Source organism: Massilia sp. GER05, from assembly GCF_052056005.1.
GTDB classification, from domain to species: Bacteria; Pseudomonadota; Gammaproteobacteria; order Burkholderiales; family Burkholderiaceae_D; genus Telluria; species Telluria orientalis.
Window position 1 is genome coordinate 3,019,443 of sequence record NZ_CP178858.1, and the last position, 26,312, is coordinate 3,045,754.

32 protein-coding genes are annotated in these 26,312 nt (G+C 65.3%); 17 read left to right on the forward strand and 15 right to left on the reverse strand.

Translation table 11 applies throughout. The features are described from left to right. Positions 1–6: 6 nt before the first annotated feature. Complete coding sequence (locus tag ACL58G_RS13510) at positions 7–957, forward strand: hypothetical protein (protein ID WP_413384220.1); 951 nt, start codon at positions 7–9, stop codon at positions 955–957. Between the two features lie 5 nt (positions 958–962). On the opposite strand, the gene ACL58G_RS13515 is transcribed toward ACL58G_RS13510, so the two are convergent. Beyond that, on the reverse strand, positions 963–1,700 hold the full coding sequence (locus ACL58G_RS13515; RefSeq protein WP_413384222.1) for a 3-oxoacyl-ACP reductase family protein: 738 nt from the start codon (positions 1,698–1,700) through the stop codon (positions 963–965). Between the two features lie 83 nt (positions 1,701–1,783). Here ACL58G_RS13515 and ACL58G_RS13520 point away from each other — a divergent pair, with 83 nt between their 5' ends. After that, positions 1,784–2,389, forward strand: a complete 606-nt coding sequence (locus ACL58G_RS13520) for a TetR/AcrR family transcriptional regulator (protein WP_413384224.1) — start codon at positions 1,784–1,786, stop codon at positions 2,387–2,389. 3 nt (positions 2,390–2,392) lie between these two features. Here the strand turns inward: ACL58G_RS13520 and ACL58G_RS13525 are convergent, their stop codons facing one another. The 3 genes from ACL58G_RS13525 to ACL58G_RS13535 form a co-directional block, all read right to left on the reverse strand. Then, the gene (locus ACL58G_RS13525) at positions 2,393–2,863 is read right to left on the reverse strand and encodes a MarR family winged helix-turn-helix transcriptional regulator (protein WP_413384226.1); all 471 of its coding nucleotides are present in this window, start codon (positions 2,861–2,863) and stop codon (positions 2,393–2,395) included. A gap of 61 nt (positions 2,864–2,924) precedes the next feature. Continuing rightward, complete coding sequence (locus ACL58G_RS13530) at positions 2,925–4,235, reverse strand: ATP-binding protein (RefSeq protein WP_413384228.1); 1,311 nt, start codon at positions 4,233–4,235, stop codon at positions 2,925–2,927. Then, positions 4,232–4,972: a response regulator gene (locus ACL58G_RS13535; protein WP_413344763.1), complete on the reverse strand. Its 741-nt coding sequence runs from the start codon at positions 4,970–4,972 to the stop codon at positions 4,232–4,234. The genes ACL58G_RS13530 and ACL58G_RS13535 overlap by 4 nt, the downstream gene beginning before the upstream one ends. A 173-nt stretch (positions 4,973–5,145) precedes the next feature. Between ACL58G_RS13535 and ACL58G_RS13540 the strand changes: the two genes are divergently transcribed. Together ACL58G_RS13540 and ACL58G_RS13545 are read left to right on the forward strand one after the other, a co-directional pair. Then, on the forward strand, positions 5,146–5,838 hold the full coding sequence (locus ACL58G_RS13540; protein WP_413384230.1) for a cytochrome c biogenesis CcdA family protein: 693 nt from the start codon (positions 5,146–5,148) through the stop codon (positions 5,836–5,838). Between the two features lie 10 nt (positions 5,839–5,848). Beyond that, positions 5,849–6,340 (forward strand): thioredoxin family protein, encoded by a 492-nt coding sequence (locus ACL58G_RS13545; protein ID WP_413384232.1) that lies wholly within the window; start codon positions 5,849–5,851, stop codon positions 6,338–6,340. On the opposite strand, the gene ACL58G_RS13550 is transcribed toward ACL58G_RS13545, so the two are convergent. From ACL58G_RS13550 to ACL58G_RS13565, 4 genes are read right to left on the reverse strand one after another with little or no spacing between them, the layout of a single operon-like run. Then, entirely contained in the window at positions 6,341–6,850 is a 510-nt protein-coding gene (locus ACL58G_RS13550; protein ID WP_413384234.1) for an RDD family protein, read from the reverse strand. Between the two features lie 29 nt (positions 6,851–6,879). Beyond that, the gene (locus ACL58G_RS13555; RefSeq protein ID WP_413384236.1) at positions 6,880–7,644 is read right to left on the reverse strand and encodes a DUF3106 domain-containing protein; all 765 of its coding nucleotides are present in this window, start codon (positions 7,642–7,644) and stop codon (positions 6,880–6,882) included. A 3-nt stretch (positions 7,645–7,647) separates the two neighbouring features. After that, entirely contained in the window at positions 7,648–8,079 is a 432-nt protein-coding gene (locus tag ACL58G_RS13560; RefSeq protein WP_413384238.1) for a DUF3619 family protein, read from the reverse strand. Next, positions 8,076–8,645 carry an RNA polymerase sigma factor gene (locus ACL58G_RS13565; RefSeq protein WP_413384240.1) on the reverse strand — a complete coding sequence of 190 codons (570 nt, stop codon included), beginning with the start codon at positions 8,643–8,645 and terminating at the stop codon, positions 8,076–8,078. The genes ACL58G_RS13560 and ACL58G_RS13565 overlap by 4 nt, the downstream gene beginning before the upstream one ends. Positions 8,646–8,838: 193 nt before the next feature. On the opposite strand from ACL58G_RS13565, the gene ACL58G_RS13570 reads away from it, so the two are divergent. From ACL58G_RS13570 to pssA, 6 genes are all read left to right on the forward strand, one after another. Beyond that, the gene (locus ACL58G_RS13570; protein WP_413384242.1) at positions 8,839–9,465 is read left to right on the forward strand and encodes a glutathione S-transferase family protein; all 627 of its coding nucleotides are present in this window, start codon (positions 8,839–8,841) and stop codon (positions 9,463–9,465) included. A gap of 436 nt (positions 9,466–9,901) precedes the next feature. Next, positions 9,902–11,626: an acetolactate synthase 3 catalytic subunit gene (locus tag ACL58G_RS13575; protein ID WP_413384244.1), complete on the forward strand. Its 1,725-nt coding sequence runs from the start codon at positions 9,902–9,904 to the stop codon at positions 11,624–11,626. Then, the gene (ilvN, locus tag ACL58G_RS13580; RefSeq protein ID WP_056136997.1) at positions 11,626–12,117 is read left to right on the forward strand and encodes an acetolactate synthase small subunit; all 492 of its coding nucleotides are present in this window, start codon (positions 11,626–11,628) and stop codon (positions 12,115–12,117) included. Before ACL58G_RS13575 ends, ilvN begins: the two co-directional genes overlap by 1 nt. 138 nt (positions 12,118–12,255) lie before the next feature. After that, a complete protein-coding gene (gene ilvC / locus ACL58G_RS13585) occupies positions 12,256–13,272 on the forward strand; it encodes a ketol-acid reductoisomerase (protein ID WP_036230707.1) in 1,017 nt (338 codons plus the stop codon). 358 nt (positions 13,273–13,630) lie between these two features. After that, entirely contained in the window at positions 13,631–14,395 is a 765-nt protein-coding gene (locus ACL58G_RS13590) for an SIMPL domain-containing protein (RefSeq protein WP_413384246.1), read from the forward strand. A gap of 86 nt (positions 14,396–14,481) precedes the next feature. After that, positions 14,482–15,342: a CDP-diacylglycerol--serine O-phosphatidyltransferase gene (gene pssA, locus ACL58G_RS13595; protein WP_371757968.1), complete on the forward strand. Its 861-nt coding sequence runs from the start codon at positions 14,482–14,484 to the stop codon at positions 15,340–15,342. 105 nt (positions 15,343–15,447) lie between these two features. Here pssA and ACL58G_RS13600 read toward each other — a convergent pair whose 3' ends face one another. The 4 genes from ACL58G_RS13600 to ACL58G_RS13615 all read right to left on the reverse strand — a co-directional run bounded on the left by ACL58G_RS13600 (position 15,448) and on the right by ACL58G_RS13615 (position 17,989). Next, on the reverse strand, positions 15,448–16,026 hold the full coding sequence (locus ACL58G_RS13600) for a phasin family protein (protein ID WP_413384248.1): 579 nt from the start codon (positions 16,024–16,026) through the stop codon (positions 15,448–15,450). A gap of 122 nt (positions 16,027–16,148) precedes the next feature. Next, positions 16,149–16,901: a hypothetical protein gene (locus tag ACL58G_RS13605; protein WP_440967322.1), complete on the reverse strand. Its 753-nt coding sequence runs from the start codon at positions 16,899–16,901 to the stop codon at positions 16,149–16,151. A gap of 64 nt (positions 16,902–16,965) precedes the next feature. Further along, complete coding sequence (locus ACL58G_RS13610) at positions 16,966–17,472, reverse strand: hypothetical protein (RefSeq protein ID WP_413338712.1); 507 nt, start codon at positions 17,470–17,472, stop codon at positions 16,966–16,968. 13 nt (positions 17,473–17,485) lie between these two features. Continuing rightward, entirely contained in the window at positions 17,486–17,989 is a 504-nt protein-coding gene (locus ACL58G_RS13615; protein WP_413384253.1) for a hypothetical protein, read from the reverse strand. A gap of 189 nt (positions 17,990–18,178) precedes the next feature. Here ACL58G_RS13615 and rpsO point away from each other — a divergent pair, with 189 nt between their 5' ends. From rpsO to ACL58G_RS13635, 4 genes are all read left to right on the forward strand, one after another. Then, positions 18,179–18,448, forward strand: coding sequence for a 30S ribosomal protein S15 (rpsO, locus tag ACL58G_RS13620; RefSeq protein WP_056137414.1), 270 nt, complete (start codon positions 18,179–18,181; stop codon positions 18,446–18,448). Positions 18,449–18,706: 258 nt separating this feature from the next. Further along, positions 18,707–20,806, forward strand: coding sequence for a polyribonucleotide nucleotidyltransferase (pnp, locus tag ACL58G_RS13625; RefSeq protein WP_413384255.1), 2,100 nt, complete (start codon positions 18,707–18,709; stop codon positions 20,804–20,806). Between the two features lie 149 nt (positions 20,807–20,955). After that, positions 20,956–21,231 (forward strand): type II toxin-antitoxin system Phd/YefM family antitoxin, encoded by a 276-nt coding sequence (locus tag ACL58G_RS13630; RefSeq protein WP_413384257.1) that lies wholly within the window; start codon positions 20,956–20,958, stop codon positions 21,229–21,231. A gap of 8 nt (positions 21,232–21,239) precedes the next feature. Next, positions 21,240–21,560 carry a type II toxin-antitoxin system RelE/ParE family toxin gene (locus ACL58G_RS13635; protein ID WP_413384259.1) on the forward strand — a complete coding sequence of 107 codons (321 nt, stop codon included), beginning with the start codon at positions 21,240–21,242 and terminating at the stop codon, positions 21,558–21,560. Positions 21,561–21,638: 78 nt separating this feature from the next. Here ACL58G_RS13635 and ACL58G_RS13640 read toward each other — a convergent pair whose 3' ends face one another. Continuing rightward, on the reverse strand, positions 21,639–21,845 hold the full coding sequence (locus tag ACL58G_RS13640) for a hypothetical protein (protein ID WP_413338723.1): 207 nt from the start codon (positions 21,843–21,845) through the stop codon (positions 21,639–21,641). Positions 21,846–22,088: 243 nt separating this feature from the next. Between ACL58G_RS13640 and ACL58G_RS13645 the strand changes: the two genes are divergently transcribed. Both ACL58G_RS13645 and ACL58G_RS13650 read left to right on the forward strand, forming a co-directional pair. Continuing rightward, a complete protein-coding gene (locus tag ACL58G_RS13645) occupies positions 22,089–22,286 on the forward strand; it encodes a hypothetical protein (protein ID WP_413384261.1) in 198 nt (65 codons plus the stop codon). Positions 22,287–22,309: 23 nt separating this feature from the next. Further along, positions 22,310–22,684 carry a hypothetical protein gene (locus ACL58G_RS13650; protein ID WP_413338727.1) on the forward strand — a complete coding sequence of 125 codons (375 nt, stop codon included), beginning with the start codon at positions 22,310–22,312 and terminating at the stop codon, positions 22,682–22,684. Here the strand turns inward: ACL58G_RS13650 and ACL58G_RS13655 are convergent. Both ACL58G_RS13655 and ACL58G_RS13660 read right to left on the reverse strand, forming a co-directional pair. Next, complete coding sequence (locus ACL58G_RS13655; RefSeq protein ID WP_413384263.1) at positions 22,681–24,093, reverse strand: sensor histidine kinase; 1,413 nt, start codon at positions 24,091–24,093, stop codon at positions 22,681–22,683. The two genes, ACL58G_RS13650 and ACL58G_RS13655, sit on opposite strands and share 4 nt — an antisense overlap. Next, the gene (locus ACL58G_RS13660; protein WP_413338731.1) at positions 24,090–24,770 is read right to left on the reverse strand and encodes a response regulator; all 681 of its coding nucleotides are present in this window, start codon (positions 24,768–24,770) and stop codon (positions 24,090–24,092) included. Before ACL58G_RS13660 ends, ACL58G_RS13655 begins: the two co-directional genes overlap by 4 nt. Positions 24,771–25,118: 348 nt before the next feature. Here ACL58G_RS13660 and ACL58G_RS13665 point away from each other — a divergent pair, with 348 nt between their 5' ends. After that, complete coding sequence (locus tag ACL58G_RS13665; protein ID WP_413384265.1) at positions 25,119–26,306, forward strand: porin; 1,188 nt, start codon at positions 25,119–25,121, stop codon at positions 26,304–26,306. The last annotated feature ends 6 nt before the right edge of the window (positions 26,307–26,312 follow it).

The following is a 26,312-nucleotide window of genomic DNA, read 5'->3' on the forward strand; positions in this document are numbered from 1 at the left end:
CAATGGATGAAGTTCGGTAAGCTGCTTCTGCCCGTGCTGTCGCTATGGACGGGCGTCGTCCTGGCCGCGGGCGTCGATCCGCTGACGGTCGACATCGACGCGCGCGACGCGCTGCGTTTCGCGAGTCTCATGCAGGATGGCGCCGTGCCGACGGCCGATGCGTTGCAGCGCGGTTATCTGGATGGGGCTGGGCCCGGCGTCAAGGTCTTCACGCCGGCGCCGCGGATCATCGACGCGCAGCGCCTGGCAAAGACGGTCGCCGCGCATCCCGACAGCTACCGCTACGCGATTCGCGAGTGCCTGCCTCGGTTGCCGGCGTTGCGTAGCGACCTGCGGGCGATCTATCTCGCGTTTGCGGGCCTGGTGCCGGAACGCCCGCTGCCCGCCATCGACGTCGTCTTCGGCGCCCGCACGTCGGGCGGCACCGCCAGCAACGACAGGCAGGTGCTCGGCCTCGAAGTGATCTGTGCGCCGGGGACCACGCCCGAGCAGTTCCGCACCGTGATGCGCGGCTTCTTTGCGCACGAAACGGTCCACACCTGGCAGGACGGCGACACACCGGCGAAACTGGCCGATTTCCTTCTGGGCCAGGCCTTGACGGAGGGCGTCGCCGACTATCTCGCGACGCTCGTCACGGGCGCGATTCCCCATCAGGACCGCGACGCCTGGGCACGTCCGCAGGAAGCCTGGCTATGGCAGGAATTCGAGCGCGACCGCGAAGCCATCCGGGGCGGTGGCGATGTCAACAGGCTGGTCGCGAGTCCCCATTTCCGCCGCTGGTTCGCGAACTGCGGTTCCGCGCCCGAGGGCTGGCCGTGCGAGGCCGGCTACTGGGTCGGCATGCGCATCGCCGAAGCGTACGTGGCGCGCGCGGCCGACAAGCGCGCCGCGATCCGTGAGCTCATCGAATTGCGCGATCCGGGCGCGATCCTCAAGGCCAGCGGCTACGGCAGGTAAGCCGTTCAGGCGACGAATCCGCCATCGATCGTCAACGACGCCCCGTTGACATACCCCGCCTCGTTCCCGACGAGGTAAGCCACCAGCCCCGCGATCTCGGCATCCTGCCCCATCCTCCCCACCGGGATCTGCGCGCGCAGGTACGCGCGTACGGATTCGTCCGCGACGATCTCCGTCTCCGTCGGCCCCGGCTGCACATTGTTCACCGTGATGCCGCGCGGACCGAGGTCGCGCGCGAGCCCGCGCGTGAGGCCGGCCACGGCCGCCTTGCTCATCGCGTACAACGCCACGCCCGGGCTGCCCGCGCGGTCCGCCACCATGCTGCCGATGTTGACGATACGGCCGCCTTGTCCCATGTGTGGCGCGGCCACCTGCGTGGCGACGAACAGGGCGCGCACGTTGACGGCGGCGATGCGGTCGTAGTCCGAAAGCGTGGTCTCGCCGAGGTCCTTGTGGACGAGGATGCCCGCGCTGTTGACGAGGATGTCGATGCGGCCGAACTGTGCCGCGACGCCCGCGATGGCCTGCCGCAGCGCCTGCGCGTCGGCGCTGTCCGCGCGCAGGGGCAGGGCGCGGCCCCCCGCCGCGTCGATGTCGGCCGCCAGTTGCAGCGCGCGGTCGTGCGCGCTGACGTAGGTGAACGCTACCGTGGCGCCGTCGGCCGCGAGGCGGCGGACGATGGCGGCGCCGATGCCGCGCGAGCCGCCCGTGACGAATGCGATCTTGCCGGTGAGGGAGGTCATGGTGAGCCTTTCTTGACTGATTGGTCCAAAATGGAGAATCGATTATACTTCCATTCTGGACTGACTAGTCAAGATTAAAAAACATGGCGAGAACGAAGGTATTCGATCCGGCCGCGGCGCTCGATGCGGCGGTGCGGGTGTTCTGGGAGCAGGGGTACGAGGCGACGTCCACGGACGACCTGGTGCGCGCGATGGGCATCGGCCGCCAGAGCATGTACGACACGTTCGGCGACAAGAAGCAGCTCTATCTGGCCGCGCTCGCGCATTACACGGACACGGGTGGCGCGGCGCTGAAGCACCGTCTTGCGGCGGGACGGTCGCCGTTGGGCGCACTGGAAGCGTTCCTGCGCGAGATCGCCGGCGCGGATGCGGCCTTGCGCGCACGCGGCTGCCTCAGCGTCAACGCCATCGCGGAATTCGGGCAAGCCGACGCCGACGTGCAGGCACTCGTCGAGCGCTCGCAGCGGGTGGCGGAAGACATCTTCGCGGAGGTGCTGACGCGCGCGCGCCAGGCGGGCGAACTGGCGGCCGGGCTCGATCCGGCGGCGGCCGCGCACTTCATCCACACGGCCATCCGCGGCATGCGCATCAGCGCGAAGGCAGGCGCCGACGCCGCGCAACTCGCCACGACGGTCGATTTCGTCATCGCCGCACTGAAAGCGCGCGCGGCACCCGTCGCGGAAGTCTGAGCGTCAGCTGTCCGTCCGGCCCGCCGCGTCGATCAGGTTGTCGCGCAATTGCACGATGGCCTTCTGCAGCTGCGGGAATTCTTCCGGACCGAGGCCGGACGCGGCGACCGTCTGCTTGCCGAATCCCAATCCCTTCTCGCGCAGCGCGCGGCCCGCGTCCGTGAGCGAGATGCGGACGTTGCGCTCGTCTTCCTTGTCGCGCTCGCGGCGCACATAGCCCATTGCTTCCAGCCGCTTGAGCATCGGCGTTACCGTGCTCGGCTCGAGGAACAGCTTTTCGCTCAAGGCCTTGACCGTCTGCCGGTCCTGTTCCCACAGCGCGATGATCGTCAGGTATTGCGGATAGGTGAGGCCCAGCGCGTCCAGCACGGGCTTGTACACGCGCGAGTAAGCCAGATTGGTCGAGTAGATGGCAAAGCACATGAAGTCCGCCATGCGGGCAGCTTGGGCGCGGGCGTCTTTATCGTCAGGCATGATTATCCAGGAAATTATCGCGATAACGATTATCGTACTTGAAATCCACCAATCGTGCAGGTCACGGCAGGGTCAGCCGCGCCTCCAGCCCGCCCTCCGGCCGGTTGTGCAAGGTGAGCGTCCCGCCGAGACTCCCCGCGAGCTGGCGCGCGATCGCCAGGCCGAGCCCGGTGCCGCCCGTGTCGCGGTTGCGCGATGCCTCCAGCCGGAAGAACGGCTCGAACACCGCTTCCAGCTGCCCGGCGGGGATGCCGGGACCGTCGTCCAGCACGCGGATGAGGACTGCGCCCTGGCTGTCGCGCCCGACGACGATGTCGGCCCCGCCGCCGTAGCGCAGCGCGTTGTCGACGAGGTTGCCGATGATCCGGCGAAGCGCTTTCGGGCGCGTGTGCACCGGTGCGCCGATGCGGCCTTCGAGGTTCACGGCGCTGCCCGCGTCGCGGTAATCCAGCACGAGGCTGTCGAGCTGGGCGTCGAGGTCGATGGCGCGCGCCGGCTCGCGTTCGCCGTGCATCGCGCGCGCGTAGCCGATGCCGTCCTTGACGAGGCCTTGCAGCTCTTCCAGGTCGGCACGCAGGCGCGGCTGCTGGGCTTCGTCGTCCATCATGTCCACGCGCAGGCGCATGCGCGTGATCGGCGTCTGCAGGTCGTGCGAGATGGCGGCCAGGATGCGCACGCGCTCGTCCACGTACGCGGCGATACGCTTCTGCATGGCGTTGAACGCGCGCGCGGAACGCAGCACTTCCGACGGGCCGCGTTCCGGCAGCTCGACGGGGCGCAGGTCCGGGCCGAGCGCGTCGGCCGCCTCGGCCAGCACGCGCAGCGGACGCACGGCCTGGCGCACCGCGAACCAGCAGCACGCGGCGAGGATCGCCAGCTGCGCCGCGAGCATGTACGGCAGCCATGGCGACAGCGGCACGCCGCGCATCGGCAGCACGTCGATGGTCAGCGGCGCACCGTCCGACAGGCGCAGGTGCACCTGCATGCGGCCCTCGTTCCCGAGGCCGTTCACGGACAGCGGATAGCTGCGGCCGATGCCCTGTTCGATCGAGTGCGCGATCTGCGCCGACAGCTTCTCGTCCGGCATCGCGCCCACCGTTTCGCCCGGCCCGAGGATGAAGCGGTAGCTGCGCCGCGCGAGCCGCGGCAGCCAGGCCGGACGCTCGGCCGCCGGCAGCAGGTCGAGCAGGGCGACGGAGCTTGCGACTTCGCGTTCCACATACCCCATCATCAGGTTCGTCGTCGCCTGGTCGCGTTCCGTGAACGTGAGCGCGACGGACAGGCCCTGCGCGACTGCGAGGCCCGCGAACAGGATCAATGCGAGGCGTGCGTACAGGCTCCGTGGCCAAGGGATGGCCGACCGCGGTTTCATGTCCTGCCTTCCAGGATCGTCACCTCGGCCGAGAACACATAGCCCTCGTTGCGCAGGGTCTTGATGTAACGAGGCTCGCGCGCGCCGTCGCCCAGGCGCTGGCGCAGGCGGCTCACGAGCAGGTCGATCGAGCGGTCGAAGAATTCCGCGTCGTTGCCGTGCGTGAGGCCCATCAGCTGGTCGCGCGACAGCACGCGCTGCGGGTGGTCGAGGAACACGCGCAGCAGGCGGTATTCCGCGCCGCTCATCGCGACTTCGACGCCGTCCGCATCGAGCAAATGGCGGCCGACCGTGTCGAGGCGCCAGTCGCCGAACGCGATCAGTTTCGCGGCCTCCGTCACCTGCAGGTTCGGCGGCAGCATGCGCGTGCGGCGCAGCACGGCGCGGATGCGGGCCAGCAGTTCGCGCACGGCGAACGGCTTCGGCACGTAGTCGTCGGCGCCGAGTTCCAGGCCGACGACGCGGTCGGTCTCGTCGTCGCGCGCCGTCAGCATCACGATCGGAACCGCGCGGTGCTTCCCCGCGCGCAGTTCGCGGCACAAAGTGAGGCCGTCCTCGCCGGGCATCATGATGTCGAGCAGGATCAGGTCGGGCGTCGCCTGCATCAGCGCGTTTCTCATCTCGCGGCCGTTGGCGGCCAGCGTGACGCGCAGCCCCTGCTTTTCCAGATAGGCGCCGACCAGTTCGCGGATGCCGCGGTCGTCGTCGACGACCAGGACGTGATCGGACTCGTTCATGGGTTCTCCTCCGTTGGTTGCAGGGCTACTGTAGCGCGACGTCGCGGCGTCATTATGTCCGAATGTGTCGGTGGCCGGACAGGACACATGGCCTGACAAAAATGGGAGGTTGCGGACACATCGCGTACACACCGCGGGCGTCCAATGGCGTCTCACACAACAAGGAGGCTCCCATGACCAACCCGATCGAATCCCCGCTTGCCTTGCTGGCCGGCCTGGCCACGGTGGCGTCGCCGTGCGTGCTGCCCGTGCTGCCGTTTCTGCTCGGCGCGACCGTGGAACAGTCGAGCCGCCGCCGTCCGCTCATGATCGTGGCCGGCTTCGTACTGTCGTTTTCCGCGTTCGCGCTGGCGCTGAGCGCCGTGTCGAGCGCGGCGCAGCTGGCGCAGGAGACGCTGCGGAATATCGCGATCGTGCTGCTGGGTGTGTCGGGCCTGCTGCGCATCTGGCCGCGGCCATGGGACCTGCTCGTCGACGCCGTCCGCCCGCTGTGGGCGAAGCTGCGCGGCACCGGCGCCGTCCCGAAGCAGAGCGGCGCGTTCGTGCTGGGCCTGTCATTGGGCGCCGTGTGGACGCCGTGCGCCGGTCCCGTCCTCGCCTCGATCCTCGCCCTCGTCGTGCGGGCGCACGATCCCGGGAAAGCCGCGCAGCTCGTCGGCCTGTACGCGCTCGGTGCCGCGCTGCCGATGCTGGCGCTGATCCACGGCGGCCAGGCCATCGTCCAGCGGGTGCGCGGCGTGGCCCGCCATGCGGTGGCCCTGCAGCGCGCGTTCGGCGTGCTCGTGCTGGCCAGCGCGGCCGCGATCTGGTTCCAGGTCGACACGCAGATCGCCGCGCACGTCCCGTCCATCTTCCCAACCCTGTAAGGAGTTCTCCATGAAAATCCGTTCGCTCATCCTCGCTGCCGCTGTCATCGCCGGCGGCGCACATGCAGCACCCGCACCGGAATTCGCGGGCATCGACAACTGGATCAACAGCGCGCCTTTGAGCATGCGGCAGCTGCGCGGCAAGGTGGTGCTCGTGGATTTCTGGACCTACGACTGCATCAACTGCCAGCACGTGCTGCCGTACGTGAAAGGCTGGCACCAGAAGTACAAGGACCAGGGACTGGTCGTCGTCGGCGTGCACACGCCGGAATACGGTTTCGAGCGCAACCTGAACAACCTCAAGACGGCCGTGCAACGCAACGCGATTTCTTTCCCGGTCGCGCAGGACAACCGGTATGCCACCTGGAGCGCGTACAACAACCAGTTCTGGCCGGCGTTCTACCTCGTCGACAAGAAGGGCGAAGTCGTCTACACGCACTTCGGCGAAGGGGATTATGCGCAGACCGAGGCGACGATCCGCAAGCTGCTGGCGCAGCAGTGATTACGCCGCTTCGACGGGGGCGCCGGTCTTCACCGGCTTCGGCAGCTGCACCAGGCGGGTGCCGGCCAGGCGGTCGTGCAGGAACTGGCGGTCGCGGTCGAAGAAGGCTGTCAGACCCCACGCCAGCACGCCGACCGCGATGGCCGTGCCGATCTGGGCCTTGTCCTTCAGGCCCAGTGCCGTGCAGGCGAGGAGGGCGGGCAGGAACCAGCCCCAGGCCAGCAGGTAGCGCACGATGGCCGTCGTCAGCGGCAGGCGCGCGCCGCCGGCGGTGACGACCTGCATGCGCCACGTCTTCATCGCGAGGGTGTGGCCGCTGTTGGTCCAGCCCCAGGTGAAATACGCGCCGGTGACGATGAACAGCCAGACCTTCATCGCGTACTGGAACACGGGCGCGTGATTGTTGCGCGTGACGATGAGGAACAGCGCCACCGCCAGCATCTCCACCGCCAGCAACAGGAAGGTCTCGTAGACCATCGCGGTCAGGCGGCGCTTTATGGTCGGAGTCATGCTAGGGGTGTCGTGCATGGCGATCCTGTCTAGGCGTTGTTCGGCGTGATGCCCCAGTTGGCCGGGACCTGCTTTTCCGGCTCCGGTGCGGGCTGGGGATTGGCGGGCGGCTGCACCGGCGCGGGCTGCACGGGCGCCGGGGGCGGCGGCGGCGTCACGCACGGCGGGGCGGCCGAGACGGTGTTCTTGATCATGCCGGCCGGGCACGACGTCGCGCCCTGGCCCAGCGGTGCGACGACCTTGCCGTTGGCCTGGGACGGCACGACGCGGGGCGTCTTGCGGGCCGTGGCCGAGGCGGCCAGTTTCTTTTTCTGTTCTTCCGGCAGTTGCAGGTAGCTTTCCCACGTGGCGTTCTTTTGCTCGGGGGCGATCTTGCGGGTGCGCGTATAGGTTTCGCGCGCCAGCTCGCGCTGCTCGGGCGTCAGCTTGGCCCATGCGCGCATGCGTTCGTGCACGCGCTGCTGTTCTTCCGGTTTCAGCGTGGCGAAGCGGTTCGCGAGCTGCAGCCATTTCTGCTTGCGCACGCCATCCATCTGGTCCCATTCGCCCTGCAGCGGCTGCAGGGCCACCTGCTGGGCCGGCGTCAGGCTGCGCCACAGGGACTTGTCGCCGCCTTTGTGGCTGCCGGTGGCCGGTTTGGCGGGCTGGGCAGGCGCAGCGTCGGCCGCCGCGTCACGCGTGGCCGGGCCTGATGCGGGAAGGAAGCCGCCTTGCTGATGGAGGGTCAGTGCGGCCGCGCCAACGAGCACGACGGCGGCGGCGGCGCCGGCAACCTTGAGCTTGTTAGCCGTCATCCTTTACTGGGCTCGCTGCGGCTGTTGCTGTGCTTGCTGCTGTTGCGCCAGGTAAGCGTTGAAGCCGTGGTCGGTGTAGGCGGTCAGGGGCAGGTCGTCGGACAGCACGGCCGCATCCAGCTCGGCCAGCTCGGCCGCACGCTGCTCGCGTTCGTACTGGTACACGCCGACCATGCCGGCCGCCATCAGCAGCAGCGGCGCGACGACGGCGGCACGCGCCATCCACTGCATCGAGAACAGCGCGCCCAGGTCGAACGACGCACGCTGCTGTTGCTTGGCGCGCACGGATGCATCGGCGGCATGCGCTTTTTTTCGTGCGAGCGCGGCCGCGCGCGCGGCGGCCAGGCGGTCGGTCGTCGAGGCCGGCAGGTTGTCGAGGTTCTCGTTCAGGGCATGGCGGATCTTGTACGCCAGGTTGATGTCGTCGGTGTTCATAATTTAATTCCCTTGGCCTCCAGGGCTTTCTGCAGAGAATGCGTAGCGCGAGAGCAATGCGTCTTTACACTGCCCTCGGAGCATCCCATCGCTTCGGCCGTCTCGGCCACATCCATGTCCTGCCAGTAACGCATGAGGAACGCTTCCCGTTGACGCGCCGGGAGCTTTTGTATCTCTTCCTCGATCAGGCGCAGGGTTTCCGCACGTTCGACCTGATCCGCGCTCGACTCCGCGGCGGACGTTCCTTCTTCGGCCTCATAAGATGCCAGTATATCAAAATCCTCGTCGTCGTCGTCCCGGCGGCCGAGGCCTCCGAAGAGGCTGACCCAGGTATTCCTGACCTTTTCGCGGCGGAAGTAATCGAGGATGGTGTTCTGCAGGATGCGCTGGAAAAGCATCGGCAATTCGGCCAGGGGCTTGTCGCCGTATTTCTCCGCGAGCTTGATCATGGCGTCCTGAACGATGTCGAGCGCTGCCTCGTCCTTGCGGACCGCGTACGCCGCCTGCTTGAAGGCGCGCCGCTCGACACTCTCGAGGAAGTCGTTGAGTTCTTTATCAGTGGCCATGCGATAAGTGGTGGGCGCCACAGGTACGTTGCCTGTGGCTTTTCGGAAAACTGTCGAATGCTAGCAAAAATTATGGATGACCGCACCCGAAACCGGCAGGCTGGCATGTACGTAGTTTCCCGGGGTGTCTGCAAACAAAGTTGCCATTTTGCTTTTAAAATGGCTGAATCGACATCGTGACGGAGGCAATCGGATGATGCGCATCCTCGGCAAGGCAGGCTCGATCAACGTCCGCAAGGTCTTGTGGACCGCCAGCGAACTCGGCATCGCGTTCGAGCGCGAAGACTGGGGCAGCGGCTTCCGCTCCACGGAGGAACCGGAATTCCTCGCGCTGAATCCGAACGCGATGGTGCCGGTGCTGGTCGATGGCGACGTCGTGCTGTGGGAGTCGAACACGATCTGCCGCTACCTGGCCACGCGCCATGGCGATGGCCGCCTGCTGCCGGCCGAGGCGCTCGCCCGCGCGAAGGTGGAGCAGTGGATGGACTGGCAGGCGACGGAATTGAACAATGCGTGGCGTTACGCGTTCATGGGCCTGCTGCGGGGCAGCCCCGCGCACCAGGATCCGGTGCAGATCGCCGCCGGCATCGCCGGCTGGAATCGCCAGATGGGCCTGCTCGAGCGGCACCTGGAAACGGCCGGCGACTATGTGGCGGGCGGGGCGTTCTCGCTGGCCGACGTCGTGCTGGGCCTGTCCGCGCACCGCTGGCGCAAGACGCCGATGAGCGAGCGTCCCGCTTATCCCGCCATCGCCGCGTGGATGGCGCGGCTGGAAGCGCGCCCCGCCGCCCGCGCGTGGCTGCCGGACGATACCGCTTGAGCCGGCGTCTGGTGTCGATCGGTCGGGTGGGCACCCTGTGCCCACCATGCGGCCCCAAACGCGGGCAAATGTCGTGAAAAAATAATTATTTATCTTGACCAGAATGGTGCAACGCAGTAAGGTATGGAACGCTTTGCACCCCCGAAGCTTATTGTCAAGCCAGCTTGTCACACAAAGTCAACCTCGGCATGACGCGCTTTCACAATGTAGGCAGTTTGCTCCAACCCGTGCCACAAGCGCGAGAGATTCGCATTCCGCTACAGTAACTCAAGCTGAACGAGTTGCGTCCAGCGCCGGTTCGTAAGGATCCTACGGCATCCTGAAAGATCGACGTGACCGCAGAGAGAAGGGAAGCATGAGCACTGTTGCGTGACACGTATCTCGTCAGGGACGAGCATCCGATCAATCTCCCTATGGGTTTTGAAAGGAACGTATCATGAGTAACGACGCAGCAGCTCCCATCACGGGCGCTGAGATCGTAGTCCGTTGCCTGGCGGAAGAGGGCGTGAAACACGTCTTCGGTTACCCCGGCGGTGCGGTTCTCTACATCTACGACGCCATCTTCAAGCAGGACAAATTCCAGCACATCCTGGTACGCCACGAGCAGGCAGCCGTGCACGCGGCCGACGCGTATTCGCGCAGCTCGAATGAAGTGGGCGTATGCCTGGTCACGTCCGGTCCGGGCGTCACCAATGCCGTCACCGGCCTCTCCACCGCATACATGGATTCGATTCCGATGGTCGTGATTTCCGGCCAGGTGCCGACCAATGCGATCGGCCAGGACGCATTCCAGGAATGCGACACCGTGGGCATCACGCGCCCGGTGGTGAAACACAATTTCCTCGTCAAGGACGTCAAAGACCTTGCCGATACCATCAAGAAAGCCTTCTATATCGCACGCACCGGCCGTCCGGGCCCGGTCCTCGTCGATATCCCGAAGGACGTGAGCATGCAGAAGGCGACGTATTCGTACCCGAAAGAGGTCGAGATGCGTTCCTACCGCCCCGTCGACAAGGGCCACGCCGGCCAGATCCGCAAGGCAGTGCAGCTGCTGCTGACGGCCGAGCGTCCGATGATCTACACGGGCGGCGGCGTCATTCTCGCCAATGCGTCGAACGAACTGAACAAGCTGGTCGACAAGCTCGGCTTCCCGGTCACGAACACGCTGATGGGCCTGGGCGCCTACCGCGCCACCGACAGGAAGTTCGTCGGCATGCCGGGCATGCACGGCACCTACGAAGCGAACATGGCGATGCAGCACTGCGACGTCCTGATCGCCATCGGCGCCCGCTTCGACGACCGCGTGATCGGCAACCCGAAGCACTTCGCGTCGAACCCGCGCAAGATCATCCACATCGACATCGACCCGTCGTCGATCTCGAAGCGCGTGAAAGTGGACATCCCGATCGTCGGCAACGTCAAGGACGTGCTGGTCGAGCTGCTGTCGCAGCTGGATGCCGCCGAGCAGCGTCCGAACCCGGCCGTGCAGAAGTGGTGGCAGCAGATCGAGGACTGGCGCGGCCGCGAGTGCCTGCGCTATGCGACCTCGGATGAGCTGATCAAGCCGCAGTCCGTCGTCGAGAAGGTCTGGGAAGTCACCGGCGGCGACGCGTTCATCACGTCGGACGTGGGCCAGCACCAGATGTGGGCCGCGCAATACTACCCGTTCGACAAGCCGCGCCGCTGGATCAATTCCGGTGGCCTGGGCACGATGGGCGTGGGCCTGCCGTACGCGATGGGCGTGCAGATGGCGAATCCGGGTGCGACCGTGGCCTGCATCACGGGCGAGGGTTCGATCCAGATGAACATCCAGGAACTCGCGACCTGCAAGCAGTATCATCTGACGCCGAAGATCATCCTCCTGAACAACCGCTTCCTGGGCATGGTGCGCCAGTGGCAGGAACTCGACTACGGCTCGCGTTATTCCGAGTCGTACATGGATTCCCTGCCGGACTTCGAGAAGCTGGCCGAGGCCTATGGCCACGTCGGCATGCGCATCGAGAAACCGGGCGACGTCGACGGCGCGCTGCGCGAAGCGTTCGCCATGAAGGACCGCCTGGTGTTCATGAACTTCATTACCGACCGCAGCGAAAACGTCTGGCCGATGGTCAAGACGGGTAAAGGCCTGTCGGAAATGCTGCTCGGATCGGAGGACCTGTAATGCGACACATCATCTCCGTCCTGCTGGAAAACGAAGCCGGCGCGCTGTCGCGCGTGGTGGGCCTGTTCTCGGCACGCGGCTACAACATCGAGACGCTGACCGTGGCGCCGACCGAAGACGCTACCCTGTCGCGCATGACCATCGTGACGACGGGTTCGGACGACATCATCGAGCAGATCACCAAGCACCTGAACCGCCTCATCGAGGTGGTGAAGGTGGTCGACCTGACCGAAGGCCAGCACATCGAGCGCGAGCTCATGCTGATCAAGGTGAGGGCAGTCGGCAAGGAACGCGAAGAAATGAAGCGCACCGCCGACATCTTCCGCGGCCGCATCATCGACGTGACGGAAAAAACGTACACGATCGAACTGACGGGCGCGAAGACGAAGCTGGATGCCTTCATCGACGCCATTGACCGCGCCTCGATCCTCGAAACCGTCCGCACGGGCGGTTCCGGCATCGGCCGCGGCGAGCGCATCCTCAAGGTTTGACGCCGGTGGTGCGTGGGCACGTTTCATTTGAGGCCGCTGGCCTCAAATGCCCACCCTACGCCGATCAATGAACGTAGGGTGGGCTCCCCGAGCCCACCAAACGAATAAACGATATATATAAAAGCACAGGATTAAAAAATGAAAGTTTTCTACGACAAAGACTGCGACCTCTCCCTCATCAAAGGCAAGAATGTCGCCATCATCGGCTACGGCTCGCAAGGCCACGCACACGCCCAGAACCTGACGGAATCGGGCGTCAACGTCACCGTCGGCCTGCGCCGCGGCGGCGCGTCGTGGGGCAAGGTCGAACAGGCCGGCATCAAGGTCGCCGAAGTCAATGAGGCCGTCAAAGCCGCCGACGTCGTCATGATCCTGCTGCCGGACGAAAACATCGCCGACGTGTACAAGAACAACGTCGAGCCGAACATCAAGCAGGGCGCCGTGCTGGCGTTCGCGCACGGCTTCAACGTGCACTACGGCCAGGTCGTGCCGCGCGCCGACCTCGACGTGATCATGGTCGCACCGAAGGCCCCGGGCCACACCGTGCGCGGTACCTACCGCCAGGGTGGCGGCGTGCCGCACCTGGTCGCCGTCTACCAGGACAAGTCCGGCGCAGCCCGCGACATCGCCCTGTCGTACGCAATGGCCAACGGTGGCGGCAAGGCCGGCATCATCGAAACCAACTTCCGTGAAGAAACCGAAACCGACCTGTTCGGCGAGCAGGCCGTGCTGTGCGGCGGTGCCGTCGAGCTGATCAAGGCCGGCTTCGAGACGCTGGTGGAAGCCGGCTACGCGCCGGAAATGGCTTACTTCGAGTGCCTGCACGAGCTGAAGCTGATCGTCGACCTGATCTACGAAGGCGGCATCGCCAACATGAACTACTCGATCTCGAACAACGCGGAATACGGCGAATACGTCACCGGCCCGCGCGTCGTGACCGAAGACACCAAGAACGCGATGCGCGCTGTCCTGAAGGACATCCAGACCGGCGAATACGCCAAGTCGTTCATCCTGGAAAACAAGGCCGGCGCCCCGACCCTGATCTCGCGTCGTCGCCTGAACGCCGAGCACCAGATCGAGCAGGTCGGCGCACAGCTGCGCGCGATGATGCCGTGGATCGCCAAGAACAAGCTGGTCGACCAGTCGAAGAACTGATCGTCTTTGCCGACTTGAAAAACGCTCCCGCTTGCGGGGGCGTTTTTTTTTGCCGAAATTCGGGGTCAGAGCACAATTCTGAACAATGGCTGCGTTGTAATGTTTTTCCAAGCCGGGGTCGGGACGTCGACGTGGCGCTGCCGCCAATGCGATAGCCCGGCACGAATCCGCCCGCGGCGCTTGCTTGAGGGCTTTTGCGCCAAAATGTGCTCTGACCCCGAATTTGTGCAACGCCGAAGGTTTGCACTGGTTTGCAATCATTTGCAACTTTTCATTACATAAACTCGACTTTCGCGCCAGACCGGTTATCGTTCTCCTGCCGCGGCAATGCGCCGTGAAGAATCGAAGGAGAACAACAATGTCCATCAAAAAACTCGTCCTGTTGACCGCGCTGAGCGCCGCACTGTCCGCGCAAGCCCAGTCCGCGCCCGCCACGAGCGGCACCCTCGTCATCGTGCCCGCGTTCGGCGAAGTGAAGCATGCCAACGACGAGGCGACCGTCACCTTCGCCGTCGAGGAGCAGGACAAGGACCGCGCGGCGGCCACCGCCCGCGTCAACCAGAAGATGAAGCAGGGCACGGACATCGTGCGCCGCGAAGATCCGCAGGCGGAACTGAAAACGGTCGGCTATTACACCTATCCCGTCTATCCGGAAGTGCCGGACGGCCCGCGTCCGCTGGCGAACCCCGCCGCGCGCCGCGTCCCGATCGGCTGGCGCGTGGGCCAGTACCTGGAAGTGAAGACGCGCAACCTGCAGGCGCTGCCGAAGACGGCCGCCGCCGCGCAGAAAGTCGTCAACCTGAACGGCATCGACTACCACCTGAGCCCGGAGCTGCAGAAACGCCTGGACGACGAGCGCATCGCCGCCACGTACCGCAACCTCAATGAGCGCATTGCCTCCATCGCGCGCGCGATGGGCCGCAACGTGAACGACGCCGTCATCGACACGGTCGATTTCGAAGGCAGCGGCAACTACGCGGGCGGCCAGGCCGAGGCCGCGGCACCGCAGATGATGCGCATGTCGGCCAAGCGCGCGGACATGGCCGAGATGCCCGAGCCGAGCTTCGAGCCGGGCGAGACGACCTTGCAGATGCGCCTGGTCGGCAAGGTGAAATTCCGCTGACGGTAGCCGTTCGCTAACAGAGGTGCGCGGACACTATAATGGCGGGGTCCGCGCCTCCTCGGTGCATTGTTGAGAAAAAGAAACCTATGCCGACACTACCCCGACGCCGCAAACCCGGCGCCATCAAGGCGCCCCGCTTCGCCCGCTTCAGCCGCGTCCGCAAGACGGATGCCGCCGCATCCCGCCCGCGCCGGGGCATCTACCTGCTGCCGAACGCCTTCACGACGGCGGCGCTGTTCGGCGGCTTTTACGCAATCGTGATGGCGATGAACCAGCGCTTCGACCACGCCTGCTGGGCCGTGTTCATCGCGATGGTGCTGGACAGCCTCGACGGCCGCGTCGCCCGCCTGACGAACACGCAGTCCGAGTTCGGCGCGCAGTACGACAGCCTGTCCGACATGGTCTCGTTCGGCGCCGCGCCGGCCCTCGTCATCTACGAATGGTCGCTGCGCGGCCTGGGCAAGCTCGGCTGGATCGCCGCGTTCGTCTACTGCGCCGGCGCCGCATTGCGCCTGGCCCGCTTCAACACGAACATCGAGGTCGTCGACAAGCGCTTCTTCCAGGGCTTGCCGAGCCCGGCCGCGGCCGCGTTGGTCGTCGGCTTCGTGATGATGATGACGGACCCGGACATCAACGTCAGCGCGCGCAAGGTCGACTGGATCTCGTGGGGCATCGCGCTGTTCGCGGGCCTGACGATGGTGACCAATGTCCCGTTCTACAGTTTCAAGGACGTCAATTTCCGCAAGTCGGTGCCGTTCATCGTCGTGTTCCTGATCGCGCTCGCGCTGGCACTGCTGGCGATCGACCCGCCGAAGGTGTTGTGGCCGCTGTTCGTGGTGTATGGCCTGTCGGGTTATGCCGTGTACCTGTACCGGCTCGCGAAAGGCAAGCCCGTCAGCATCATCCAGACGGATGAAGAGACGCTCGATCCGAGCGAGCGCCGCTGAGTCTCGTCGCTCTCGGCGCCCCCTTGGCGGGAGCCTGATTTCTCCAGCTGCGGCCGCAAACTTGGGTCCCCGCCTGCGCGGGGACGACGTGCATATGTTGTTGCCTCAGCCGGCTTTCGCGGCCGACTTGCCCTGCTGACCCACGTGCGCGTCCGCCTGCACACTGCCGCGGAACGTGTCGTCATGTGCGCCGTTGCCTGCGCTCTGCAGGTTGCCACGGTGGACGCTGCCGTTCTGGAACGGGTCGCGGAAATTCTTCAGCGTGTCCTGCTGCGCGCGCAGGCTGCTTTGCGTTTCTTCGGACGCGGCGCGCGCCACCTCGTCGGCCAACGTGCGTGCGGTGCGCGACGTCTCCTGCACGTGCTGCTCGGCCACGCGGGCCAGGTCGACCTGGGAATCGGCGACGACGCGCGACAGGTGCTGCTGGTAAGCGCGCAGCTTGTCCGCGGCCGGCTGGGCGCGCGACGCGGCGGCCGAGATGACGTCGGTCGGGTGGTTCGTCGTCAGCAGCTGCTGGCCGGCGATGTTGCTTTCTTCGAGCAGGGTCTGGCTCAACTGGATGTTGGCGTCGATGAGATGCTGGATCGAACGCGACATCGATTTCGACATGTCGTTGAGGAACGCAACCTGTGCGTCCAGGTGCGAGCGAACGGCGGGCGTGACGGACTGGGAAAACAGGAACATGGGTGACCTCGTGAAAGTGGATCCGCTTCGGAAAGTGCGCTTCGGGAGCGCGACGTCAGGCTCGCCGATTTCGATGACATTCCGATGACAGGTCCAATCGTGCGCGTGGCGCACAAGCCACTTCAGTCGCGCGCCGTGCGCCATTCCTGCGAGCTGGGCGTCGATTCGTGCTCCGGGCAATTGGTCTGCCTCCACTTGCCGTGTTTCTCGATCATGTCGATGCTCGTCGTCGGGGCGCGCTCCGTCATGCAATAGGTGCCGCCGCCCGAGATCACGCGCTCGCGGCGTGCGCCGTCGCCCGTGTTGTTGACGAGTTCCGCCACCTTCGGCGCCTGGTACCACGCGTTCGGCGCCATGTCGGCCGCGGCCTGGATGCCCCTGCGCAGGCGGATCTGCGGGCTGTCGGGCGGGGCGACGATATACGGATTGTTTTCCTTGCGCAGCGCGCGGTCGATGGCGCCGACGTCGCGCCGGGCGCGTTCCAGCATGGCGGCGCCGGCGGAGGACGCCGGCGGTGCCGCGGGCGTGCTCGCGGCGGCGGGCGTGCTCGCGGCGGCGGGCGTGTCGGCCGCCGGCGGCGCGGCGGCGGGTGCGGCCGGCACGGTCACGCGGGGCAGGGTGGTCGCACCTGCGCGCGGCGCCACCTGCGGGCGCGCGGGCGCCTGTTCCTCTTGTTCGCGCCGCGGCTGGGGCGCGGCGGGCGCCGGCAGCCGTATCCACTGGATCGTCGAGCGCGGCGGTTCGGGCGTGACGGCGGGCGGACGGCGCGTCATCTGCCAGCCCAGGACCAGGACGGCATGCACGACGAGGGTGACCGCGATGCCGACGTGGCGGCGGTCGCGCGGCGGGAGCAGGGCGGGTGCGGTGGCGATCATGTCGGCCCAGTATAGCCAGCGCCGATCGCCACATCCTCACACATTGTTGCGCTGCCGGCGCGGATCAGCGGCGGCGGAAACGGTCGTCGTACAGCGGGTCGGGCCCGTTGAGCATCTGGCGCACGACGCCCTGCGCATCGAAGTGCACGTTCATCATCGAGTTCCACACGCCCGCTTCCTTGTAGCGGTACGACCACACTTCGTAGTCGTGCGCGTACACCCGCGACACCTCGGCGGGGCGGCCGAAATTGCGCAGGATGTCGTCCTTGGTCCACCGGTCGACTTTGACCTTGCCGAAGTTCTCGCTCGTGAGAACCTGGTCGTACGAGACGAGACGGCCGTCCGGGCCGATGCGCGCCATGTACTGGAACTGGCCCATCGGCTGGCCACGGTATTCGAGTACCTGGCCGCCGGCGGGATCCGGATAGACGGCGTTCGGCTGCCCGAGCTGCGCGGTGACGGCGGTCAGCGGCGCCCCAATCGGCGGCGGCTGGCGCAATATCGTCGTGCAGCCTGACAGGACCAGCGCCAGGGCGGTCGCGCACAGGGTCGAACGGAGCGGGGTCATCATCGCGATCTCCTGGTTACAGGCCCTTCGAACGGTCGTCGAGCAGCGGATCCGGTGTGTCGTCCGTGCGCCGTACTTCGCCGCGGACGTTGAAATAGATGTTCCTGTACGAGTTCCAGATGCCGTCCTGCTTGTAGCGGTACGACCAGACTTCGTCACCCGTCGCGCGGTCGCGCGAGACTTCGGCGGGGCGGCCGAAGGTGCGCAGGACGTCGTCCTTCGTCCAGCGCGCCGGCTGCACCTTGGCGAAGTTCGCGCTGGTGAGCGCCTGCTCGTACGCCACGAGGCGGCCGTCGGCGCCGATGTGTGCCATGTGGTTGTACTGGCCCATCGGCTGGCCGCGGTATTCCAGCACCTGGCCGCCGGCGGGATCGGGGTAGACGGCGTCCGGCTTGCCCAGCTTCGCGGTCACGTCGGCCAGCGGCGTGCCGGCCGGCGGCGTGCGGTTGAAGGTCGAGCAGGCGGACAGGGACAGGGCGATGCCAAGGACGGCGGCGGTGCGGATGAGAGTGATTTTCATGTGTTTACGGTTCAGCGGGCATGCCATTGTGGCATCGCCAACCTCCCGATTTTAACGGAAGCGGCGGAAAAACTGGCCTCGCCCGCGCTTTTCCCATATACTTCCCGGTCTTGGCCTTCGGGCCAGGTTTTTTATCAATTCACGGTGCGCTGGGTTCCGACTCTTGCACCGCATGTGAAAGGCAACATCATGACCGTAGAAAACATCAACAAGGCCGCGATCATCGCGGACAACGCACGCGGCGACAAAGACACCGGTTCGCCGGAAGTCCAGGTTGCACTGCTGACCGCCCGCATCAACGAACTGAACGGCCACTTCAAGGAACACCAGAAGGATCACCACTCCCGTCGTGGCCTGATCATGATGGTCAACCGTCGTAAGAGCCTGCTGGCTTACCTGAAGGCCAAGGATCTGAACCGTTACCGCGACCTGATCGCCAAACTCGGCCTGCGTAAGTAATCAGCAGTTTCCGAGCATTGCGCCAAACGGCCCAAGCTTTGAAATGCCTGCGTCAGTTTCACTGTCGCGGGCATTTTTCGTTTCGGCCGTCGGTGAGTTTTTCTTTGAAGTAAGTCGGGGTAAGAGCACAACCGTGAACACCGTAAGCCGGGGTCAGAGCACAACCGTGAACACCGTGCTCTGACCCGAAGGAAAAAAATGTAGTTGAGGTGAACGACAGCGCCTGAAAATCTGTCGGCAAATAGAAAGGGATTACCCATGTTTAACAAAGTTACGAAAACCTTCCAGTACGGCGACCATACCGTCACCCTCGAGACCGGCGAAATCGCCCGTCAAGCCAGTGGCGCCGTCCTCGTGTCGGTCGAAGACACCGTCGTCCTTGCGACCGTCGTGGCCAAGAAGGATGCCAAGCCAGGCCAGGATTTCTTCCCGCTGACCGTCGACTACATCGAGAAGAGCTACGCCGCGGGCAAGATCCCGGGCGGCTTCTTCAAGCGTGAAGGCCGTCCGTCGGAGAAGGAAACGCTGACGTCGCGCCTGATCGACCGTCCGATCCGTCCGCTGTTCCCGGAAGGCTATCTGAACGAAGTCCAGGTAATCATCCACGTCCTGTCCGTCAATCCGGAAATCGATCCGGACATCCCGTCGATGATCGGTGCCTCGGCCGCCCTGTGCGTGGCCGGCATCCCGTTCAACGGCCCGATCGGCGCCGCCCGCGTCGGTTACGCGAACGGCCAGTACATCCTGAACCCGACCACCACCCAGCTCAAGACCTCGCAGATGGACCTGGTCGTCGCCGGTACCGAGCACGCCGTGCTGATGGTCGAATCCGAAGCGCAGCAACTGTCGGAAGAAATCATGCTGGGCGCGGTCGTCTACGGCCACGAGCAGATGAAGGCCGTCATCGACGCGATCCACGCGCTGGTCGAAGAAGGCGGCAAGCCGGAAGTCGAATGGGCGCCGGCACCGAAGAACGAAGAGCTGATCGCCCGCGTCACCGCGATTGCGGAAGGCAAGATCCGCGAAGCCTACCAGGTCCGCGACAAGCAGGCCCGTACGCAGAAGCTGAAGGAAACGACCGCGCTGGTGCTGGCCGAGCTGGGCGAAGGCGTCGACAGCGTCGAAGTCGGCAACATCCTGTTCGACATGGAAGCCAAGGTCGTGCGTTCGCAGATCCTGGACGGCGAGCCGCGCATCGACGGCCGCGACACCCGCACCGTGCGTCCGATCTCGATCCGCACGAGCGTCCTGCCGCGCACCCACGGTTCCGCGCTGTTCACCCGCGGCGAAACCCAGGCCCTCGTGATCGCCACGCTGGGCACCGGCCGCGACAGCCAGAAGATCGACGCGCTGATGGGCGAGTACACCGACGACTTCATGATGCACTACAACATGCCCCCGTTCGCCACCGGTGAAACCGGCCGCGTGGGCACGCCGAAGCGCCGCGAAATCGGCCACGGCCGCCTGGCCAAGCGCGCGCTGGTCGCCGCGCTGCCGTCGCCGGAAGAGTTCAGCTACTCGGTCCGCCTGGTGTCGGAAATCACCGAGTCGAACGGTTCCTCGTCGATGGCCTCCGTCTGCGGCGGCTGCCTGGCACTGATGGACGCGGGCGTCCCGATGAAGGCCCACGTGGCCGGCATCGCGATGGGCCTGATCAAGGAAGGCGGCAAGTTCGCCGTCCTGACCGACATCCTGGGCGATGAAGACCACCTGGGCGACATGGACTTCAAGGTCGCCGGCACCACTGCGGGCATCACCGCGCTGCAGATGGACATCAAGATCCAGGGCATCACCAAGGAAATCATGCAGGTGGCACTGGCGCAAGCCAAGGAAGCGCGCCAGCACATCCTGGTCGAGATGCAGAAGGCCGTGCCGTCCGTGAAGACGGAACTGTCCGACTTCGCCCCGCGCCTGATCACCATCAAGATCAATCCGGAGAAGATCCGTGACGTGATCGGCAAGGGCGGCGCCGTCATCCGCGCGCTGACCGAAGAAACCGGCACGCAAATCGACATCACCGACGAAGGCATCGTGACCATCGCGTCGGTCGACGCCGCCGCCGGCCAGGAAGCCAAGCGCCGCATCGAAGAGCTGACCGCATCGGTCGAAGTGGGCAAGACCTACGACGGTACCGTGCTGAAGCTGCTGGACTTCGGCGCCATCGTCCAGGTCATGCCGGGCAAGGACGGCCTGCTGCACATCTCGCAGATCGCCAACGAGCGTGTGAACGCCGTCGCCGACTACCTGAAGGAAGGCCAGCAAGTGCGCGTGAAGGTCCTCGAGACCGACGAGCGCGGCCGCCTGAAGCTGTCGATGAAGGCAGCGGCTGCGGATGACGCGGCGGCAGCGGCGCAGTAAGCCTCTGTCGGCTGTTCAGCCAACTAAAACCGCCAGTGCGTGAGCCTGGCGGTTTTTTTTATGCGGATCGCAAGCATGGTGGATGGTGCCAAATTCGGTACTGGATTCAGGTATGCCGTGTCGATGCCGTCATCGACTGTGGAGGCCTCATGAACGTTGTGCAAAATATTCAACCCATCAGCTTCCTGAAAACGAACACGAGCGATGTCGTCAAGCAGGTGCAGGAGACGCGCGAGCCGGTGCTGATCACCGTGAACGGCAAGGTACAGGCCGTTATCCAGGATCCCTTGAGCTACCAGACAATGCAGGACCAGCTGACGATGCTCCGCATTCTTGCGCATGGCCAGAAGCAAATCGAACAGGGCAAAGTGACCGATCATGATGATCTGTTCGCGCAGTTCGAGGCGGAAGACGGGGAAAGCTGAACGACCTCATGCAAATTATCTGGACCGATGCCGCGCGCGACGATCTTCTCGGGATCCGCGAATACCTGAAGCGTTCCCAGTCTCCGGCATTCGTCAAAAAGGTAACGGAACAGATCCGCGATGACGTCGGGTCACTCAAGGAGTGGCCTTCCAGGCGCATCCTTGTGCGGGAACTGGAGGAGCTCCAACTGGATCAGTATCGCGAGCTTCTCGCGGGGCAGCATCGCATCATCTTCGAGCGCGCGAGCGCAGCGTTGTACGTTCACATCGCCTGCCATGCGAGGCGCGGTCTCGAGGCGCTGCTGCGGCGCCGGCTGTTGGCGGGGTAAGTGGTTCGTCAGCCGGTAAAAAAAAACGCCAGTGCGTGCGCCTGGCGTTTTTTTCGTCCGGTGCGGGCGCTTTGCGCATCAGGCCGCCAGCTTGGCTTTCTGCGCAGCGGTCAGGCGCTTGCCGACGATGACGATCGTGATGGCCGGGCCGGTCGGCGCGGTCGGGGCGGCGGCGCGGGCCGCCACTTGCAGCGGCGCGACGGGGGCGGCGAAGGTGTTCGAGACGCTCACGGCCACGACCAGGGCTGCGAGGAAGATGGCTTCCATGTTTTTAGCGATGTTCATTCTCTGTTCTCCGTTTCGTTTGACTGTAAGCACATTATCGGAACCGATGAGATATAAATCCAATTTCAAGTTCAAATACTCGGCATTACTTCTGGAAATATCTTGCCGGGCGAACACAGGTTAGATATCACGATAGCGAATAATTTGATCGAAGTTCATGAATAAACAGATGGCCACGGAACCGTCGGCCCGCGCCCATGCACATATGCCCAGTGCCGACCAGGCAAGCAACGACTGGACATCATGGACAAACTCTTCTTCATCCAACACTTTTTCTCCAAGAACCCGCCGGGGAAGCCCGACCGGCATCCGGCCTTCGCGTCGTTGAGCGACGGGCAGGTGGTGGCGACATCGCGCGGTCCGGCCGCGCGTCGCCATGAGGACGATGTCGATTGGGGCCGCATGCGGGGCCTGCCCAGAAAAGGCGGAGAGACGCCATAACCACACATCCGAGGGGCGCAAACTTGCAAGATGACGCCGGCACTGCCCGGATCACCGCGCTGCTGCGCGAACTGGTCGCGCTGACCGGCCAGGACGAGGGCGGCGTGCCGGTCCTCGAGCTCCGGTTCGGCGACATCCTGACCCGTACCGCCCTGCATGCGCGGGACAAGAGTCACCTCGTGGTCACGGCAATGTTGCCGCCATGCGGTGACGGGGGATACCCGCCGCCGCATGTGGGGGACCTGGAAATCCTGCGGGATGCGGACGACGGCCGCTACATCGGCTTGCGCATGGTGCCCGTCGGCGCGCTGCCGGACGAATGCAGCGTGATGGATGCGATCCTCGCGACGTCCGACATGGCATCGGCCTGGATGGCGGCGTGGCGCCGGCGCGCCTAGTCGGCGGGGGCGGCCAGGCGGTTCGCGAATAGGACGCGCGCCTCCAGTCCGGTGACCGCGCCCGCCATACCGCAGTTGCACAGGGTGAGTTCCGCGTGCATCGAGTCGGCGATTTCGGCGCAGATCGCGAGGCCCAGGCCGCCGCCTTTCGAACTGTGGGCGGCGGCGAACGGTTCGAACACGCGCATCTCCTGCTGGTCGGGGATGCCGGGACCGGAATCCCAGACGCACAGCAGGGCGCCGTCGTCGCGGGGCGCCACACGAATGCCGAGGCGGGACTCGGCCGGCGTGTGGCGGATCGCGTTGTGCAACAGGTTCGACACCATTTCGGCGGCCATCCAGTGACGGCCCTCGACCCAGACGTCGCCGGCATCCAGCTCGAAATCGAGGTTCTTGTCCGAGATCAGCGGCGACAGGTCGATCGCCACGTCGCGCGCCACGTCCGCCAGGTTGCACCGCTCGCGCGTGGACTTGCCCCGCAATTGCTCGATCCGGGCGAGCGACAGCAGCTGGTTCGCCAGCTTGGTCGCGCGCTCGACCGTCGAACGCATTTCGCGCAGCGCGAGTTCCGGCTCGATGTCGCCGCTCAGCCCCGATTGCAGCTGCGTCTGCAGCACGGCCAGCGGCGTGCGCAGCTGGTGCGACGCGTTCGCCACGAAGTGCTGCTGCAGGTCGACGGTCCGGTGCAGCCGGCCCATCAACTGGTTCAGGGCCGCCACCACCGGCCGCAGTTCGCGCGGCGCGGACGCGCAGTGGAGTGCCGACAGGTCGTCCTCATGGCGCGCATCGAGTTGCGTGCGCAGGCTGTCGAGCGGGCGCAAGGCCAGCGTGACGACGGCCATCGTCACGCCGGCCACGACCGCAAGCAACAGCGTCTGCCCAAGCACCGCACTCCACAGAATGTCGCGCGCCACCTCGCGGCGATACGACAGCGGTTCGGCGATCTGGATGATCAGATCGTCTTCCGGGTGCTGCAGTTTCGATGGTTGCGCCAGCGCGGCCACGCGCACCGGGGCGCTGCCATAGATGCTCTCGTACACCTTCAGCAGGGTGGGCGCTTTGGGCCACCGCGCGCCGCTGGGGCGGAACGTCGGCAAGTCCTGATCGCCGGCGATATACCTGCCGTTCCGGTCGCTGATCTTGTAAATCATCCGGGTGGAAAACCCGGCTTCGTAGACTTCCAGGGAGGCGAAGGCCACGTTGGTGAGCAGGTGACCATCCTCCACCGCGATATTGTTGCCGATCGAATACGCGGTGGTCACCAGCATGCGGTCGTAGGCGGTGTTGGCCGAATCGAGCGCATGCAAGTACAAATGAATGGCGTTGAGGACGATGAACAGGGCGATCGGCGCCAGGATGCCGGCCAGCAGATAGCGGCGCAGCGAGCGGTCGCGCAGCGCGAACTTCATGCGGGCCGCGCGGTTTCGGGGCGCAGGAGGTAGCCGACGCCGCGCAACGTCATGATCTCGGTCTGGGTCGCCATCAGCTTCTTGCGCAGGCGGTGGATGACGACCTCGATGGCCTCGACCTGGACGTTGGCGTCGTCGGGAAAGACCACCTGCAGCAGGCGTTCGCGATTGACGGCGTGGCCCGGGCGCGCGATCAACGCCTTCAGCAGGGCCTGCTCGCGGGGCGTGAATTCGAGCGGGGCCTCGCCGTTGTAGAACGCGCCCGAACTGCGTTCGAAGCGCAGCCTCCCGCACTTCTGCATCGACTCTTCCCCATTTCCCTTGCGCCGCAGCTGAGCGTGGATCCGCGCCTCCAGCTCTTCCAGGTCGAACGGCTTGGCGAGGTAGTCGTCGGCGCCGGCGTTCAGGCCCGCGACCCGGTCGCCCACGGCGCCCCGCGCGGTCAGCACGATGATCGGGACGCCGATCGACAGGGCGCGGGTGCGCTGGAGGATGTGCAGGCCGTCCAGGTTGGGAATGTTCAGGTCGAGGATGACCAGGTCGTTCGTTTCTTCGCGGATCTGGCGGAAGGCATGCGTGCCGTCGGCGCAGGTGGTGACCTGGAAACCGCGTTTGTCGAGTGCGCGGGCCAGCGCTTTCGACATGTCGGCGTCGTCTTCCACAAGCAGGATTTTCATAGATCGTCGGGTCGTTGAGTAGTCGGAATGCCGCGAACACTGCTGTTACATCCCGGAATTTACTTGTGCACGAGAAAAAATGGAAGGCGAATGAACTTTCCGGGCGGAAAAAGGTACTTACTGAAAGCCAATTGAAAGGAGGCTGAAAGCCAGCCGCAAGATTGGCGCCGTTTTGCGGCACTGCAATATCGCAATTTAAAAATTGCTTCAATACACTGCGTCCAAGTCGAGCGTCACGCCGTCCCCCCCGGCGGGCACATCGATGCAGGGCCGGCCGTGCGAAGGTCCGCACAGCCGGCTTCCATAACGAGGGATGGGCGCTTACCCGAGCGCCTTACAGGAGATGAAATGAAAAAAAATATGATCAGTGGTATCGCCCTGGCGGCGTCGATGGTGTGCATGTCGGCGGCGTACGCCGAGCCGATCATGGCGGCGGGTCCGGTGCATTTTGCGGTCTCCGGCGTGGGCGATGCCCAGTTCGAGTACGTCGACGCGGTCGACGCCGCGGTGCCGGCCCAGGACAAGCGCGGCCGCTTCCGGGTCAGCAACGTCAGTTCCGAGCTGGCCTTCCGCGCCTCGGTGGACCTGGGCAACGGCATGACCGGCCTGGCCAACTTCACCACCGGTATTGCCGCCGACAACGGCAACGCCAGCGCCACCGCCGGCATGTTCGGCAGCGCGAAGGACGTCTATGTCGGCATCGCGTTCGCCAACGTCGGTACCGTGAAGCTGGGCCGGATGACGGCGGCGGCACGCTGGAACAGCGGCACCGCCGACTTCTCGCCGATGGGCGCGGGCCTGCAGGACGACCAGGGCATGCTGTCCGGCGCCAGCGGCCAGTCGGCCGTCGGTCCGCAGTTCAACGTCCGCTTCGACAACACGCTCGCGTTCGAATCGGCCAGTTTCGGCGGCCTGTCGGCGCGCGTCTATTACAGCGCCAACGAAGGCAAGAGCGCCGCGGGCACGACCAACAGCCCGCACCTGAATGACGGCAGCTTCAGCCTCGGCCTGCAGTACGTCCACGGCCCGCTCGAGCTGCGCGTGTCGGGCGAACAGCGCAACGACAAGGGCACGCTGAACGGCACCAACGACCACAACACGCGTGACCGCGACTTCCGCTTCGGCATGCGCTACACCCTGCCGGACGGCACCATCCTCGGCCTGGGCCACGACCGCATGCGCCTGTCGGACGCCAACGCCACCGGCACGGCGAAAAGCCTGCTGACCAAGCACGGCACCGTCATCTCCGCCAAGCACGCCTTCGGCAAGCACGTCGTGTACGGCGGCTACGGCGTGGGCAGCGACGTCCACTGCGAGTACGGCAATGGCACCGCCTGCAACGGCAACGATACCGGCGCGCGCAACGCCGTCATCGCGTACCAGTACGTGTTCAACAAACAAATGATGTTCGAAACCTTCGCCGCCATCGTCAAGAACGAGGCGCGCGGCCGTTACGACTTCGATGCCGGCGGCGTCGGCGTCGCCACCGGTGGGCAGTCGCGCGCGATCGGCGCCGGCCTGCGCTACGCCTTCTAAGCCATT